Raw genomic sequence first — 16,012 nt, forward strand, 5'->3', positions numbered from 1 at the left:
AGAGGCCGCATCGAGACGGCCCGCAAGGCTGACGCTCCAACTGGTGCGGGGCCTGGTTGGCGCGTCGGTCGCACGCTCCAACTGTCGTTGTTCATACTCCTCCACGCTCCAACAAAAGTCGCTCTTCTGTTGTAGTTTGGACCTGTGGATGCAACTCGATTTGTAGATTCCGCGTTCGGTAACGCAACGCGCGAACCCGGCAAGAAGGACTCGTTCGTCTATTACCTCCCCAAGCACATTCCTCGTCAACTCGATCTGCCAAGCACAGTGGTGACGTCGCTATCCGAGGCGGACGCCGCGCTCGGCCACCTGCAGGGGCTCGGCATGCTGATCACCGACCCCAGCCTCCTCATCGGCCCGTACCTTCGCCGCGAAGCCCTGGCCAGCTCTCGCATCGAAGGAACTCAGGCATCGCTCTCAGATGTCTTCCAAGCTGAGGTTGATGCCGACGCGCGCAACGACGACACCGCCGAGGTACAGCGCTACCTTCAGGCAACCCGCCAGGCGTACGAACTAGCAGCGACACTTCCAATCACACAGCGTCTCATCCTTCAGGTGCACGAAACACTCCTGACAGGAGTGCGAGGCGAGGAAAAGTCCCCCGGCGAGTTCCGGCGATCCCCGGTGTGGGTGGGCCGCGCAGGAGCTACACCGGACACCGCGACATTCGTCCCACCACTGCCCCAACACCTCGGCGACCTCCTCGCAGACTGGGAGCGATTCGTCAACGACGACGGTCGCACCCTCCCCGCGCTCATCCAGGCAGCACTGATGCACTACCAGTTCGAGACGATCCACCCGTTCCTTGACGGTAACGGGCGAATCGGGCGACTGCTCATCAACCTCCTGCTCATGGAACGCCAGCGCCTACCACTGCCCTTGCTATATCTCTCGAACTACTTCGAGACCCACCGCGACGAGTACTACGAGCGACTGCAGGCCGTGCGCGAAAGTGCCGACATCGAAGGCTGGCTCGTATTCTTTCTCGACGCTGTCCGCGCCCAAGCAGACGATGCCGTCACCCGCTCCAGGCACCTCATCTCCATCCGCGAGAGCTACCACTCAGAGGCGATCAAAGAGCGATCGAGTCTGCCCCGGCTCGTAGACATCATCGTGCGCAACCCCTTCGTGACCGTGAAGTCCGTACAGGACGAGCTCGAGCTAACGAACCAAGGAGCCCGGAACCTGATCAAGAACGCCGAGACACGTGGCTGGCTTCGGTCGCTCGGCACCCACGGGCGAGGAGGTCGCGAGCGCTGGTACTCACCCGCGATCTTCGAGGTCATCGACATGCCGATGAGCTACACCAACGAGTAGCCACCGGGCCGGTCACGGGCCGGGAACCCGGCTGAAACCACCCGATACCTGCCGTCACCAACGAGCACGACTTCCGCACAATCACGCGGCAAACGAGCACTCGTGAGCACCCACAGACCTGCCGCATACAACTGAAAATCGTGAGGTCACGGGATCGACGCCCGTCGGAGCCACACGGACCGTCGTTACAACGGTCCCAGAAACCCTCGCCTAGCTTCTACATGGCGGGGGTTTTGCTTTTGTCTGGTGAGACTGGCTTTTGCCCCGTTCGCCCCCCGAGCCGAAACGCACCCGGCTCACACGACGCATCTCCAATGTGTTCGGCGGTCAAGATCGCGCGCGATGGCACACGGCCGCAGTAGCTTTGGCCACCGTGAGCAGAAACGTCTTGGCCTACGGGTTGCCACCATCGATCTTGGATGCCCTTCACAGGGCAGTGCCAAACGGATTCGAGCGTACGTCCGACCGGCGCTGGGTGAGCGAGCCACGAAACGAGATCAGGCGAATCCTCGAGTTCCAGACGATCAAGGGTGCGCAGTACTCAGCGAGGTGGGGGTTCGGCGTCGACTTCGTACCGAAGGTCCGCGGCGGCCGCCCCTCGTGGAAGAGGACCGCCAAGAGCGCCGACTTCGATGTCACCATCGACCCGATCGATGACGCGGGCGGTGTCCCGCGGTGGGGCTCCATCGTCGCTACCGACTCCGGGCGACACGTCGACGCAGTGGCTCGAGACGTCTGGTCGAAGGCTTCTCAAGACTTCTCCCGCGTGGTCGCTGTTGCAGACCTGCTCGATGTCATGAACGCCCGAGCCACCATGACCTTCCGGAGATTCGGACCGCACAACTATGTCCAGACGGATCTCACCCGCGGACTCCTGCAGATCGCTGTCGGGGACCTCGATAAGGGCATGGCCCTCGTGGGCACGTTCTGCGAGCGATTCGACATCAGTCAGGATCACCCCGTCCTCATACAAGCCATCGCGCATGCGCGCACGCTCTCTGCTCAGACGGCACAGTGATGCGCCACTGATGACTCGACTAATGCAGCCGCAGCCCGTCGAGGAGGAGGCGGACCATCGCGTTCGGAGAACCGTCGGCCGACGGCGCACGGTGACTGAGGTCGCCGATCGCCTGCAGCAGCTGAATCGGGTCGACGCCTGAGCGCACCTCACCCGCATCCACCGCCGCATCCAGGAGCATCCGGATGGCCGGGCCCAGCTTCGCGATGAGGTGGGCCGGCAAAGACTCGAACGCGGGATCTCCGGAGATCAGCGCCGCTGAGAGGCCCTGCTTCGTGGCCACGAACCGGGTGAACCGCTCCACCCACCGGTCGAGGGCCTCGCCGGGCGGGAGCTCGTTCAACAGTTCAGTGGCAACGGCGGCCGTGGCGTCGATCTCCGTCGTGAACACGGCGGCGACGAGTTCGGCGCGGTTCGGGAAGTGGCGGTAGAGCGTTCCGACCCCGACGCCGGCCTCCGCAGCGATCTCACGCGCGGGAGCATCGACGCCCGCGCGTGCGAAGACGACACGGGCCGCCTTAAGGAGCGCGGCCGAGTTATGTGCCGCATCCGCACGGGGGCGACGGGGCGCAGGGGCAGCGGAGTCCGTGGGCACGTCGCTGGGACCTCCTTGCCAAACGGAACAGCGTTCCGTATTGTGAGCGAGAGCGGAACGTCGTTCCGTATTTCACACACTAGCGGAGGATCCCATGCAGTACCGCACCCTCGGCCGCACCGGCATCAAGGTGACCCCCTACGCCCTCGGCGCCATGATGCTCGGCTCGTACGGCAACCCGGACCGACAGGAGGGCATCCGGATCATCCACCGCGCCCTCGACGCCGGCATCAACTTCGTCGACACAGCGGATCGCTACGGCGACTCCGAAGAGGTGGTCGGCGAAGCGCTCCGCGGTCGCCGAGACCAGGTCGTCCTCGCCACCAAGTTCTACGGACCGGTCGACGACGACATCAACCATCGGGGCGCGTCCCGCCGCTGGATCATGGATGCGGTCGAGCGCTCACTCCGCAACCTCGGCACCGACTACATCGACCTCTACCAGCTCCACCGCCCCGACCCCGACACGGACATCGAGGAAACCCTCTCCGCACTGACGGATCTGGTGCGCCAGGGCAAGGTCCGCGCGATCGGAACCTCATCGATGCGCGGCTCCGAGATCGTCGAGGCGCAGTGGGTCTCCGAGCGCCGCGGCTTCGAGCGCTTCCGCACGGAACAGCCGAACTACTCGATCCTCGACAGGGAGATCGAGCGCGAGATCCTCCCCGTCGCGCAGCGCTACGGAATGGGCACGCTCGTCTACAGCCCGCTCGCCGGTGGCGCGCTGTCCGGTAAGTACCGGGCAGGCCAGAGCAACGACAACTTCCGCGCCGGCACCGGCATGCAGCACTTCCGCGACGAGCGCCGGCTCGCCACGATCGAGCAACTCGTCGCGCTGGCGGACGAGGTCGGCCTCCCCCTCTCGCACCTGGCGATGGCGTTCACTCTCGCCCACCCGGGAGTGACCTCGGCGATCATCGGACCGCGGACGATGGAGCAGCTGGAATCCACACTCGCCGGCGCGGAGGTCGCCCTGTCGGACGAGGTGCTCGACCGCATCGACGCCATCGTCGCCCCCGGCGAGAGCGTCGGCGAGATGGACATGGTCTACCGCGGACCGGAGGTGGGCGACGCCGCGCTGCGTCGGCGACCCGTGTCGGAGCGCATGGCGGGTTGAGCGGATGCCGGCGGCTGGGGCGTTTCGTCTCGCTGCGCTCGCTCAACGACCGGGCACCGCACGCGCTCGGTTGACGGGTAGGGCGGCTCAGGCGGGCTCGGTGACGCGGACGAGCCCGCAGTTCAGGCACGACCACGCGACAAGGAACGCCTCGTCGTCCAGGATCTCGAAACGCAGCGCATCACCGCAGGTGGGGCACACCCACGGGGGTTGTCGAGAGGTCACCTCTCGAGCGTAGAACCGCCTCCGGCGGCGAGGGTCGTCGCGACGTCAGCCGTCGATGCCGAGCAGCTGCTTCGCGGCGGCGACGGCCGCGGTGCCACCGAAGTCGGCGTCGACGCCCAGCTTCAACTGCGCGATCGACACGTACACACCGGGCACGTTGGTGATGGTGGTGACACCTCGCAGGTCGCCGGTCGTGCGCTCGACATCTGCGATGCCACCCGCGGCCTCGAGCCCCGCATCCGGGACGTACTCGAGCCCGGCCAGCTCGATGGTGTCGGGAGTGGGTACGTCGACCGCGCCGTTGTTCGGATCGACGTTCACGCCGAAGGTCACTGCATCCGCCCCGATGGGAGATATCCAGCTGCAGGCGATCGAGCCGTCCTCGATGGTCTCGTCGGATAGCTCGAGGCCCGCGATCTGAGCCGACACGACAGCGCCGATCGCCTCGCACGAGGGGAAGCGTGACAGCACGGCGTCGACCGTGAACGAGCCCCCGCTCGAGCCCTCCCCATTCGCGCCCTGCGCCGAGGAGGGCTCCTCGCTCACCGGCGCCGCACTGGAATCGGGGTCGCCCTCGGCGGGGGCCGGAGCGGCGGCGGCGCACGATGCGAGCAGCGCGGCGCCGCATCCGAGTGCGAAGGCGGCCAGGAGTCGGGTGAGCGGGCGGGAGGTCGGCACGGAGGGAGCTTACAGACGGCTCCGGGCGACCCGAGGGTTATCCACATCGCCGTAAGGTGTCCGAAGACGCTCGCTACGTCATACCCCCTGGGGGTATGCTGGTCTCGGAACGGAGCACACATGATCCAGCGCATCGAGTTCGGCCGCACCGAGCCCAAGGCAGCCTGCGCCTGCGGCGGCCATGGCGACCACCACGCATCCGAGCCTGCAGCCGCCGACGCCCAGGAGATCCTCGTCGCCGGCATGACGTGCGCGCACTGCGTGAAGGCCGTCACCCAGGAACTCACCGCGATCGACGGCGTGAGCGATGTGTCCGTCGACCTGCAGGTCGGCGGCGCCTCCCGCGTCACCTTCCGCTCCGCATCCCCCGTCGACGCGCAGGCGATCGCCGCCGCGATCGACGAGGCCGGCTACTCGCTGGCCTGAGCCGCTCGCCGCACCGCCCGCTCTCCGCGAGACTGCTTCTTTCGCACGAGATCAGGGGTAATACCCGTGATCTCGTGCTCGAAATGCAGTCTCGCGGGATGAGGGGTACTCGCACGCTCGCGGGAGGGAGGAAGCGCGCCGGGTCAGCTCACCGTCACGAGTGTGCGCTGCCAGCCGGACGAGCCGTCGGGGGCGATCGGTGCGGGCTCCTCGATCTGCAGTTCGCCCGCGGCGTTGATCGCACGCACCGCGATGTAGTGCGAGCCGGGTGTCGCGTCCCACTCGAGCACCCACTGCACCCAGGTGTCCTTGTTGACGGGCGAGGAGAGGGTGGCGCGCTGCCATTCGCCGTTGTCGATGCTCACTTCGACCGCCGAGATGCCAACGCCCTGCGCCCACGCCATGCCGGCGATCGGCACCTTTCCCGCTGCGACCGGCTTACCGATCTTCGGGGTGTCGACGCGGGACGAGAACTTGATGGGTGCGCGTTCGCTGTAACCGCGGGGCGTCCAGTAGGCGGTGTCGGCGGCGAAGGTCGTGACCTTCAACTCCTCCACCCACTTCGTCGCCGACACGTACCCGTAGAGGCCGGGAACCACCATCCGGACGGGGAAGCCGTGCTCGAGCGGGAGCGGCTCGCCGTTCATGGCGACCGCGAAGATGGCGTCGACGCCCGGATCCGTGAGCGATTCGATCGGAGTGGATGCGGTGAAGCCGTCGACGCTGCGCGAGAGCACCATGTCGGCGCCGGACTGCACGCCGGCCGCAGCCAGCACGGTGCGCACCGGAACGCCCAGCCACCGCGCGTTACCGACCAGGTCGCCGCCGACCTCGTTCGAGACGCACGTGAGCGTGATCACGTACTCGTCGAGACCGAGGGCGATCAGATCGTCGAAGCTCAGCTCGACGCGCTTGTCGACCATGCCGTCGATGACGAGGCGCCACGTGTTCGGGTCGACCGAGGGAACGGTCAGCGCGGTGTCGACGCGGTAGAAGTCCGCGTTGGGGGTGAAGAGGGGGGAGATCCCGTCGATGTCGAGCTCCGCGCCCTGAGGGACGGGAACCGTGGTCTTGGGTGAGGGCAGCCGGAGCGCATCGCGGATCTGCCGGATGGATGCGGTCGTCGCGTTGAGCGCGCGGGCGCCGAGGCCCACCACGACAGCGGATGCGGCGACGATGCCGGTCAGGATGAAGAACCCGCGGCGGTCCATCTGCACGTCGGACGGCGCGGGCTTCGGGCGTCGTTCGGGGGACGGGGGACGCGGCACCGAGCCCACGGAGGCCCCATCACGGGCCCCTTCAACAGGGCTTGTGGCCGCGGGCGCCGCAGCGGCGGCGAGCTTCCAGCGGCGCAGACGCCGGGTGAGCAGCAGGAGCATCGCGATGCCGACCGCACCGCCCGCGACGCAGGCGACTCCGGCGAGAGCCCCTGCATCCGCACGTGTGACCACCGCCGCGGTCGCGAGGGCGGCGGCGATCGCGAAGAGCACGATGCCCCAGAGAGGGCGGACGGTCTCGACGATGCCGATGACGGCCGCGGCGATCACGACGGCCACCGCGAGCGAGGCCAGCAGCACCGGCTTGTCGGCGGTGCCGAACGTCGAGATCGCGAACTCCTTGAGAGGTCGCGGCACGATGTCGATGACGAACGACCCGACCGCGATCAGGGGGCTGGTTCCCCGGGAGACGAGGGCGGCGACCGCCTCGCTGACTGCGAGGAAAGCCGCCGCCGCAACGACGCCGGCGAGCGAAGCCCAACCCCACGTCGTGCGTATCCGCAGTCGTGTCATGGTCGGTCTCCGCTCGCCGGTCCGGCGGTCACGCCGGAGTGTCGTCAGTGTTCAGGGGATCACATGGGGGGCATCAGCACCGAGTCGATGAGGTACACGGTCGCGTTCTTGGTCTTCACGCCACCGCAGATGACCTTGGCGTCGTTGACCATGATGTTGTCACCGCTGCCGGTCACCGTCACGTCCTGACCCTCGACCGTGGTGTGCGTGCCGTCGATCGCGTCCGGGGCGATCTGGCCGGGGACCACGTGGTAGGTGAGGATCTTGGTGAGCGCCGCGCTGTCGGTCTTCAGCGAGTCGATGGTCGCGGCGTCGATCTTGCCGAAGGCCTCATCCACGGGAGCGAAGACGGTGAACTGGCTGCCGTTGAGCGTGTCGACGAGGTTCACGTCGGGGTTCAGCTGGCCGCTGACGGCCGCCACGAGGGTGGTGAGCAGGGGGTTGTTGGATGCGGCCGTCGCAACCGGGTCGAGCGACATGCCCTCGACCGAGCCCGCGCCGCTCGGAACCATCGCGGCGTAGTCGGCGCAGCCGGCGCCGACGAGGTCGGATGCCGCATCCATCGTCTCGCTGGGCATCGGAGCCGCCGTCGAGGTCTCGGGCGCCATGGTGCTCTCGGACGTACCGGCAGATCCGCCCGCACAGCCGGCGAGTGCGAACCCGGCGACGGCGAGAAGGGTGAGGCCGCCGAACAGGTGCTTCTTGTTGGTGCGCATGATGTCCTCCGAATCAGAGAGTCGCTGTGTGCCGACTCGTTCAGAACACGCCCCGGTGCCGGGAGCGAGGCCGCCGCACTCTTGCGGCGTACATCATCTGTTCGGCGTGCCCCGTGAAACGGATGGGAAGAATTTCTAGCGGATGCGCACGGCCCTCCCGGAGACCACGATTCCGCCCGTCTCGGTCACGTCCACATCGAGCACGCTCGGCCGCCCCACGTGTGCGCCCTGACGGATCCGGATGCGCCGCGGCGCGAGGCCGCGGCTGCGCAGGTATCCACCCGTGGCCGCGGCGGCAGCACCCGTAGCGGGATCCTCGGCGACCGTGCCGACGGGGAAGATGTTGCGCGCGTGCCAGAGAGTGTCGCTCTCGGGCCAGAGCACGATGATCGTGGCGGGCCATCCATTCTCGTCGAGCAGGCGGCGCGCGGCTCCGGGGTCGAACGTGAACGCGTCGAACACCGAACGCTCGGCCAGCACGATCAGCGGATGCCAGTTCCCGCCGTACGCGAGAGCGGGCGGATACGACGGATGCAACACATCCCGATCGATCCCCAGCAGAGCGAGGAGGTCGTCCAGCGTCTGGGGCGTCAGCTCCGCGGCACCCGGTTCGACGCTCGTGAACGACACGAGGCGCCCCTGGTCGTCCGAACGTGTCTCGATCTCGATCCCGCCCACCGCGGTCTCGAACACGAATCGACCGTCGCCCTCGCGCTCCGCGAGCGCTGCGGCCGTGGCGACCGTCGCGTGCCCGCAGAAGGGCACTTCGGCGATCGGTGAGAAGTAGCGGATCCGGCGGGTACCGTCCTCATCGGTGGTCGCGAACGCGGACTCGGCGTACCCGAGGTCGGTAGCGGTGCGCTGCATCCGCTCGTCGCTCCATCCCTCGGCGGTGCGCACGACCCCGGCCGGGTTGCCGCCCGCGGGGTCGTCGGAGAAGGCGGTCCAGTGCTCGATCTCACTCACGGTGCCACGCTACCCACGCTCCGGCGCACCGGCTCCGGTCCACCCGGCGCTGCGTGGACCGGTCGGACGTCAGCCCTTCAGGTCGGGGAAGTCGCTCTCGCGGAACTCGGAGCCGATGCGCTCGGCCCCGGCCGCCTCCTCGCGCTCGCGCAGCTCGACGCGGCGGATCTTGCCGGAGATCGTCTTGGGCAGCTCGAAGAACTCGACGCGGCGCACCCGCATGTACGGCGGCATGTGCTCGCGCGCGTGCGCGAGGATGCTGCGCGCGGTCGCCGCATCCGGCTCCACGCCCGCGGCGAGCGCGACGTAGGCCTTGACGACGTTCAGTCGCACCGCATCCGGAGCTCCGACGACGCCGGCCTCGGCGACGGCCGCGTGCTCGAGCAGGATCGACTCCACCTCGAACGGCGACACCTTGAAGTCGCTGGCCTTGAACACGTCGTCCGTGCGCCCGACGAAGGTCAGGAAGCCGTCGGCGTCGCGGACGGCGACATCGCTCGTGTGGTAGTACCCGTCGTGTTCGACCTTGGCGGTGCGCTCGGGCTCGCCGATGTAGCCGGGCGTGAGGTTCAGCGGCCGCACCGGCTCCGTGGGCAGGCAGATCTCCCCCTCGTCGGCGACCTCGCCCGTGACCGGGTCCAGCAGCACGATCTCGACGCCGGGAAGCGCGCGTCCCATGGATCCGGGCTTGAGCGCGACGCCCGGGGTGTTGCCGATGACGGCGGTCAGCTCGGTCTGCCCGTAGCCGTCGCGGATCTGGATGCCCCACCAGCGCTCGATCGTGGCGATCACCTCGGGGTTGAGCGGTTCACCGGCCGACAGCAGCTCGCGAAGCGCCCGCGGCTTGTGCTCGAGATCGGCCTGGATGAGCATGCGCCACACGGTCGGCGGTGCGCAGAACGTGTGGACCCCCGCGCGGTCGAGCTCGCCGGCGAGCGCCACCGCGTCGAAACGGCGGTAGTTGTATACGAACACCGTCGCCTCGGCGATCCATGGCGAGAAGAACAGACTCCAGGCATGCTTGCCCCAGCCGGGCGCGCTGATCGTCATGTGCACGTCGCCGGGGCGCACACCGATCCAGTACATCGTGCTGAGGTGGCCCACCGGATACGAGACGTGGGTGTGCTCGACCATCTTCGGGCGCGAGGTCGTGCCGGAGGTGAAGTACACGATCGCCGTGTCGGTGGAGTCCACGACGACCCCGGGGCGCTCGTCGGATGCGGCGTCCGCATCCGTGAACGAGGCCCAGCCCTCTCGGTCTCCGCCGACGACGACCCGCACGAGCCCGGCGTCGAGGGCGTCGAACTTCTCCGCATCCGCGGCATCCGCGATCACGACCCGCACGCCTGCGCGATCGATGCGCTCGGCCAGATCGTCGGGTCCGAGCACGACCGAGGTCGGCAGGATGACGGCGCCCAGCTTCATGATCGCGAGCATCGCCTCCCAGAGCTCGACCCGGTTGTCGAGCATCAGCATCACGGCGTCACCGCGGCGCACGCCCTTCTCACGCAGCCAGTTCGCGACGCGGTCGGAGCGCACCCGCATCTCGTCATAGGTGCGCGATTCCTCGGTGCCGTCTTCCTCGAGCACCCGCAAGGCGAGCCGGTCGTTGCCGAGAGCGATCTCGTCGAACCAGTCGACGGCCCAGTTGAAGTGGTCTCCGACATCGGGCCAGACGAACCCGACGCGAGCGGCCTCGATGTCGTGGGAGTGGGCGAGCAGGAAGTCCCTGGCCTCGCGGAATGCGCGGCCGGCAGCGGAGTGGAGCATCGTGTCTTCGTTCTCGACGGGGAGAGGATGCGGCGCTCGCGAGCGGGCTCTGGCGCCGTCCGGTCAGTCTAGAACCGCGTGTGTGCGGGCCGCGGCATCCGTTCCCGGGCACGCCCGATAGCATCGGTGCGGTCGTCGCCGCCAAGGGGAGCCGACCGCACGGCACCGGGGGATTCATGGAGACGACCAGACGACAGCAACGCGGACGCCGCTCGGTGCTGCGCCGACGCAGAGCACTCGTCACAGCCATCGGCGTCCTCGCCGTGGTCCTGATCGCCGTCGGCGTCGTGGCCCTCGCGCGCGGAACGACCTCGACACCGTCACCGGCGGCCCAGTCGGCAGATCCACCGACTCCGACGCCCACCCCCACCCCCACCCCTCTCACCGCGAGCCGGCAACTGCTCGCCGACAGCGACGACCCTGCCGCGTGCGCCGTGAGCTTCGCCGGCGACGCCATCACCGAACCGCCGCAGCTTCAGTCGCAGGGGGCTCTCTACGATTCCCTGCCGATCCCGCGCCGGGACGGCGCGGTCTTCGCGGGCTGGTACACCGGTCCCGCCGACGCACAGGCCTTCACGATCGCGGCGCGCGTGAACGGCGCCGACGTCGTGACCTGCACCGACGACGAGATCACGCTGTACGGCGCGTGGAAGAGCCCCGACGAGGTCGCGAGTGAGGACGTCGGCGTCCCGATCCTCATGTATCACCAGTTCACCACCCGACCCGAGGGCGAGGACGGCTGGCTGAAGGGCAACTACGCGTACATCAACGACTTCGACGCGCACATGGCCTACATCGCCGAGAAGCAGTTCTACCTGCCCACGTGGGACGAGCTGAGCGCCTTCATCGACGGTCAGCTCTACCTGCCCCACCAGTCCGTGATCGTCACCGACGACGACGCAGACCAGACCTGGCTGGATCTGGCCGTTCCCGTGGTCGAGAAGTACGGCGTGCTGACGACCTCGTTCGTGATCACCGGAGCGCGGCAGGCGCCGTCACCGGGCCTCCACGTGCTCCAGCGCTCACACACCCACGACATGCACACGGCCGGCGACAACGGCAAGGGCAGGATGGTCAACTACTCGGTCGACCAGATCGTCGCCGACATGAACGCCTCGGCCGCGATCCTCGGCGTGAAGCAAGTCATGGCCTACCCCTACGGCCACTACAACGACACGGCCAAAGAGGGCCTGCGCCAGGCCGGCTACGAGATGGCCCGCACCATCGAACCCGGCTACGTGCACGCCGGCACCGACAAGCTGGCTCTGCCCACTGTGCGGATCAACTACGGCATGGGCCTGCAGGACCTCATCAACCTGATCGGCTGATCCGGCGGATCAGATCTCCCCGGGTGAGATCGCCTGACGGTCGATCTCCTCGACGAAGTAGCGGGCGCGCGACGGAGCCGGGCGCGGCGACGAGGCGCGGCGGGGTGCGTAGACGACGAGCGAGTGGAACAGGAAGCGCACCACGAAGGCGGCCACGAGGGTCACCGCGGTGGCGATGACCACCGAGATGTGCCACGTGGAGATCATCAGCGTCGTGATCGGGATGCGGATGAGCAGCTCGACATTGTTGAACGAGAACGACTTCGCGAACCTGCTGCCGATCCCGGATGCCTGCTCCCGCATGTCCTGGAACACGAACCGCTCCTGCAGCAGGAAGTTCGCGATGATCGTCGTCTCCGCGGCGATGATCATCGCGGCGAGGTCGGTGACACCGGCGTGCGAGAGCAGCCACACGATGGCGACGTTGGCCACCGCGCCCAGCGCGCCGATGAGCGCGAAGGCGGACATCTTGCCGAAGCGGAGCATGGCGAGCTGCGCGAGGAACGAGATGCCCTGCGAGAACGACGCCTTCGAGGCACCCGCGAAGCGGTCCGCGAACGCGAACGGGATCTCGGCGACGCGCAGCGAACGACGCGCGAGGATCTCGAGCAGGATCTTGAAGCCGCGCGGGCGCAGCTGGTCGAGATCGATGGCACGACGGTCCACGAGGAAGAACCCGGTCATGGGGTCGGTCACCTCGCGCAGGCGGATCGGGAACATCGCCTTCGTCACGGCGGTGGACCCGCGCGAGACGATCACGCGCGACCGATCGGCGAGACCGCCCGCCGTGCCGTCTGCGGTGTAGCGCGACGCCACCACCACATCGACGTCGCCGTGCAGGTAGCGCCCGACCAGACGGGCGATGTCCTCCGGCGGGTGCTGAAGGTCGCCGTCCATGACGATGCAGACGTCGCTGGGGGCGGCATCCAGACCGGCGACGACGGCTCCGCTCAGACCCCCCACGGGGTCGTCGCGGTGGATGAGGCGAACGGGGATGCTGGCGGTGGCCGCGACGCGTCGGATGACGTCGGGCGTCTCGTCCGTACTGTCGTCGACGAAGAGGATGTCGACGCTGAAGCCCTTCGCGGTTGCGGCGACCCGACGCACGAGCTCCGCCACATTGGGCGCCTCGTTGAACGTGGGGACGATGACCGTGACCTGCATGTGCACCGCCTGATGGAAGCTGTGAACGCCCGAGTGCGGGCGACATTCCTCATCCTGGCACGCTCCGGTTGTCAATTCCCTGGGGTTGAGCTTGCGCATAGGAATCCGCTAGCCAACTCGTAACCACCCGATCACGGGCTGTTTACCCGTACCCTGGAATCCATGAGCGAAACGGGATCCGGCATCACGATGTTCGGCGCCGAGTGGTGCCGCGACTGCCGCCGCACGAAGGCTCAGCTCGACGAGCTGGGCGTGGAATACACCTACGTCGACCTCGAGGCCGACCCCGCCGCGGCGGAGGTGGCCCGCGAGATCTCCGGGCGCACCAACATCCCGGTCGTGGTCTACCCCGACGCGACCCACCACGTCGAGCCGTCCAACGCGGACGTCGACGCGAAGCTGCGCGAGCTGTCGATCATCTGAGCGGCACCCCGCCTCTGAACGGGATGCCGGCGCCGCAGAGCGTGGGACCGCTCCCCGTACACTGATTCCGGCTTACGCCGGAATCAGCACGTGAACCGCACTCCTCCCCCCGCATCCCGCAGAGACATCCAGGGCCTGCGCGCCCTCGCTGTGCTCGCCGTCGTCGGCGCCCATGCCACGGGGTGGCCCCGCGGGGGCTTCGTCGGCGTTGACGTGTTCTTCGTCATCTCGGGCTTCCTCATCACCGGCTTGCTGCTGCGCGAGGTCGAGGCGACGGGGCGGGTGAGTCTCGCCCGCTTCTACAGGCGGCGTGCGCGACGCCTGCTGCCCGCGGCCGTCGTCGTCCTCGCCCTCACCGTCGGCGCGGGCTTCATCGTGTTCAACGCCGTCGTCGCAGAGCGCACGCTTCACGATGCGGCATGGTCCGCACTGTTCGCAGCGAACTGGCACTTCGCCGCGGCGGGCACCGATTACTTCCATGCGACGGATGCGGCATCCGCCCTGCAGCACTTCTGGTCGCTCTCGGTGGAGGAGCAGTTCTATCTGGTCTGGCCGGGCGTCGTGGTGCTGAGCCTCCTGCTGTTGCCCTCGGCCGCGCGGCGCGGCCGGCGTGGCCGTCTCACGGTGGCGGGGATCGCGGGGGCGATCGTGCTCGTTTCGGCGCTGTGGGCCGCATCCCAGACGGCGTCGGAGGTGACCGTGGCCTACTTCTCCACGCTCACCCGGGCGTGGGAGCTGGGTGCGGGCGCGATGCTGGCCGCCGCCGCACCGTTGCTCGCGCGCATCCCGCGGCCGGTCGGCGGGATCATGGGGTGGGTCGGTCTCGCGGGTATCGTGGCCGCCTTCGCCGTGATCGATCCGGCCGCAGGCGGCTTCCCCGCACCCTGGGCCGCTCTCCCCGTCGCGTCGACGGCGCTCGTGCTGGCCGGAGGGGTCGGCGGTGATCCGCGCCACCGTCACCTGTTCCCCCTGACGAATCCGCTCAGCGTCTTCGTCGGCGACATGTCGTACTCGCTGTACCTGTGGCACTTCCCTGTCATCGTGTTCGCCTCGGTGGTCCTCGCCGGACGCGACGAAGCGCTCTGGCTCACCCTGGGGGCGATCGCCGTCCTGTCGCTGGCGACGTATCTCATCGTCGAGCAGCCGTTGCGGTACGCGCCGTTGCTGCCGCGCGCAGCGGATGCGGCCGAGCCCGCGCCGTCGGAACCCGTCGCAGCCCCGCGCGCCGCCGCCGTTGCGCCAGCCGCCTCGGCTCAGCCGCGCGCCGTGCCGCAGCCGCGCGTCGTGGCGACGCGTCCCGCGGGATGGACCCCGGGCACCCGGTACTACCCCGGCTCGCCGCGGCCACGACCTCTCCCCGCCGACCGCGTCATCGAGCCGGTGCTCGCCGATCCCGACCCGGAACCGGTGGTGGCACCGATCCTCGTTCCGGAGGAGGTAGCCGCCGAGGAGGGGAACGAGGGCGGGTCCGCGTGGAGCGCCTGGCGTGGCCGCTTCGGAACGCAGATCGTCCTGGCCTCCTCCGGGCTCGGCATCGCGGTCCTGACGGCCGTCCTGGTGGCGCAGAGCATCTTCGGCGCGCCGGTGATCGGGCCGCTCTCCCCGCCCGCCGAAGCCCAGGCGGGTGGGGACGACCCGCTCGCCGCCATCCAGAGCGAACTGGCGGCCGCCGCATCCGCCACGCAGTGGCCGGCCCTCTCACCGTCGCTGGACACCGTGATCGCCCGCGGCTCGGCGGACAATCCGGCACGGGACTGCTTCGCTCCCGACGTGACCCCGGACGCCGCCCGGTGCAGTTGGGGTTCGGAGCAGGCCGCGACCCGCATCTATCTCGTCGGCGACTCGACCGCCATGGCGTACGCCCCCGCGTTCAAGAAGATGGCAGAGGACAGCGGCGGCGCCATCCGGGTCACGACCGTCGGGCTGTACGGCTGCCGGTTCACCGAGGTGGCGGTGCAGAACGACGGCGCCGGCGTCATGGCGGCCTGCGAGCAGCGCAAAGCCGACGTACGCGCCATGGTGCTCGCCGACAGCCCCAGCATCGTCGTGATGAGCGACGCGTACACACTGGGCCACACCCCGGACGGGCAGGACCTCAGCGCCGAGACGCTCATCGCCTCGCAGCAGGCGGAGGCGGCCGGCTACGGCGCGCCGGGGCGGATCGTGCACCTCGCTCCTCCCCCGGAGGGCGCCGACCTCGCGCGCTGCTACTCGCCGCTCACCTCGCCCTACGACTGCGCGAGCGCGGTGTCGCCGACCTGGCAGCAGATGGAGGCGCTGGCCGAGCGGGCGGCCGCCGCATCCGGTGATCACGCGATCAGCTCGCTGCCGTTCAGCTGCTGGGAGGGCGTGTGCCCGGCATTCGCCGGGGCACTGCCGGTCAAGTACGACCAGACGCACCTCAGCGTGCCCTTCGCCGAGCGGATCGCCCCGATCCTGCGGGCGGAGCTGGCGGCCGCAGGACTCCTCTGAGCGGCGG

At 68.7% G+C, this 16,012-nt stretch carries 15 protein-coding genes; 7 read left to right on the top strand and 8 right to left on the bottom strand.

Translation table 11 applies throughout. The features are described 5' to 3' along the window. Positions 1–144 precede the first annotated feature (144 nt). Both EHF32_RS11320 and EHF32_RS11325 read left to right on the top strand, forming a co-directional pair. Entirely contained in the window at positions 145–1,317 is a 1,173-nt protein-coding gene (locus tag EHF32_RS11320; RefSeq protein ID WP_137418276.1) for a Fic family protein, read from the top strand. 373 nt (positions 1,318–1,690) lie between these two features. Continuing rightward, a complete protein-coding gene (locus EHF32_RS11325) occupies positions 1,691–2,335 on the top strand; it encodes a hypothetical protein (RefSeq protein ID WP_137418277.1) in 645 nt (214 codons plus the stop codon). Between the two features lie 19 nt (positions 2,336–2,354). On the opposite strand, the gene EHF32_RS11330 is transcribed toward EHF32_RS11325, so the two are convergent. Next, positions 2,355–2,930, bottom strand: coding sequence for a TetR/AcrR family transcriptional regulator (locus EHF32_RS11330; RefSeq protein ID WP_137418278.1), 576 nt, complete (start codon positions 2,928–2,930; stop codon positions 2,355–2,357). Positions 2,931–3,024: 94 nt separating this feature from the next. Here EHF32_RS11330 and EHF32_RS11335 point away from each other — a divergent pair, with 94 nt between their 5' ends. Continuing rightward, complete coding sequence (locus EHF32_RS11335; RefSeq protein ID WP_137418279.1) at positions 3,025–4,047, top strand: aldo/keto reductase; 1,023 nt, start codon at positions 3,025–3,027, stop codon at positions 4,045–4,047. Positions 4,048–4,134: 87 nt separating this feature from the next. Here EHF32_RS11335 and EHF32_RS15925 read toward each other — a convergent pair whose 3' ends face one another. Together EHF32_RS15925 and EHF32_RS11340 are read right to left on the bottom strand one after the other, a co-directional pair. Next, the gene (locus EHF32_RS15925) at positions 4,135–4,272 is read right to left on the bottom strand and encodes a hypothetical protein (protein WP_192900640.1); all 138 of its coding nucleotides are present in this window, start codon (positions 4,270–4,272) and stop codon (positions 4,135–4,137) included. Positions 4,273–4,317: 45 nt separating this feature from the next. After that, the gene (locus tag EHF32_RS11340; RefSeq protein WP_137418280.1) at positions 4,318–4,950 is read right to left on the bottom strand and encodes a hypothetical protein; all 633 of its coding nucleotides are present in this window, start codon (positions 4,948–4,950) and stop codon (positions 4,318–4,320) included. Positions 4,951–5,070: 120 nt separating this feature from the next. Here EHF32_RS11340 and EHF32_RS11345 point away from each other — a divergent pair, with 120 nt between their 5' ends. Continuing rightward, complete coding sequence (locus tag EHF32_RS11345; RefSeq protein ID WP_137418281.1) at positions 5,071–5,376, top strand: heavy-metal-associated domain-containing protein; 306 nt, start codon at positions 5,071–5,073, stop codon at positions 5,374–5,376. A gap of 143 nt (positions 5,377–5,519) precedes the next feature. Here the strand turns inward: EHF32_RS11345 and EHF32_RS11350 are convergent, their stop codons facing one another. The 4 genes from EHF32_RS11350 to EHF32_RS11365 all read right to left on the bottom strand — a co-directional run bounded on the left by EHF32_RS11350 (position 5,520) and on the right by EHF32_RS11365 (position 10,618). Then, a complete protein-coding gene (locus tag EHF32_RS11350) occupies positions 5,520–7,166 on the bottom strand; it encodes a molybdopterin-dependent oxidoreductase (protein ID WP_137418282.1) in 1,647 nt (548 codons plus the stop codon). 59 nt (positions 7,167–7,225) lie between these two features. Continuing rightward, positions 7,226–7,882, bottom strand: coding sequence for a fasciclin domain-containing protein (locus tag EHF32_RS11355; RefSeq protein WP_137418283.1), 657 nt, complete (start codon positions 7,880–7,882; stop codon positions 7,226–7,228). 135 nt (positions 7,883–8,017) lie between these two features. Further along, the gene (locus tag EHF32_RS11360) at positions 8,018–8,848 is read right to left on the bottom strand and encodes a PhzF family phenazine biosynthesis protein (protein ID WP_137418284.1); all 831 of its coding nucleotides are present in this window, start codon (positions 8,846–8,848) and stop codon (positions 8,018–8,020) included. 69 nt (positions 8,849–8,917) lie between these two features. Next, the gene (locus tag EHF32_RS11365; RefSeq protein WP_137418285.1) at positions 8,918–10,618 is read right to left on the bottom strand and encodes an AMP-binding protein; all 1,701 of its coding nucleotides are present in this window, start codon (positions 10,616–10,618) and stop codon (positions 8,918–8,920) included. Between the two features lie 176 nt (positions 10,619–10,794). Between EHF32_RS11365 and EHF32_RS11370 the strand changes: the two genes are divergently transcribed. Next, entirely contained in the window at positions 10,795–11,946 is a 1,152-nt protein-coding gene (locus EHF32_RS11370) for a polysaccharide deacetylase family protein (RefSeq protein WP_137418286.1), read from the top strand. Between the two features lie 9 nt (positions 11,947–11,955). Here EHF32_RS11370 and EHF32_RS11375 read toward each other — a convergent pair whose 3' ends face one another. Next, positions 11,956–13,110: a glycosyltransferase gene (locus tag EHF32_RS11375; protein WP_137418287.1), complete on the bottom strand. Its 1,155-nt coding sequence runs from the start codon at positions 13,108–13,110 to the stop codon at positions 11,956–11,958. A 162-nt stretch (positions 13,111–13,272) separates the two neighbouring features. Here EHF32_RS11375 and EHF32_RS11380 point away from each other — a divergent pair, with 162 nt between their 5' ends. Continuing rightward, a complete protein-coding gene (locus tag EHF32_RS11380; RefSeq protein ID WP_137418288.1) occupies positions 13,273–13,533 on the top strand; it encodes a glutaredoxin family protein in 261 nt (86 codons plus the stop codon). A 90-nt stretch (positions 13,534–13,623) separates the two neighbouring features. After that, on the top strand, positions 13,624–16,005 hold the full coding sequence (locus tag EHF32_RS11385; RefSeq protein WP_137418289.1) for an acyltransferase family protein: 2,382 nt from the start codon (positions 13,624–13,626) through the stop codon (positions 16,003–16,005). The last annotated feature ends 7 nt before the right edge of the window (positions 16,006–16,012 follow it).

This window comes from Microbacterium sp. RG1, assembly GCF_005347485.1.
In the GTDB taxonomy this organism is placed as follows: Bacteria; Actinomycetota; Actinomycetes; order Actinomycetales; family Microbacteriaceae; genus Microbacterium; species Microbacterium binotii_A.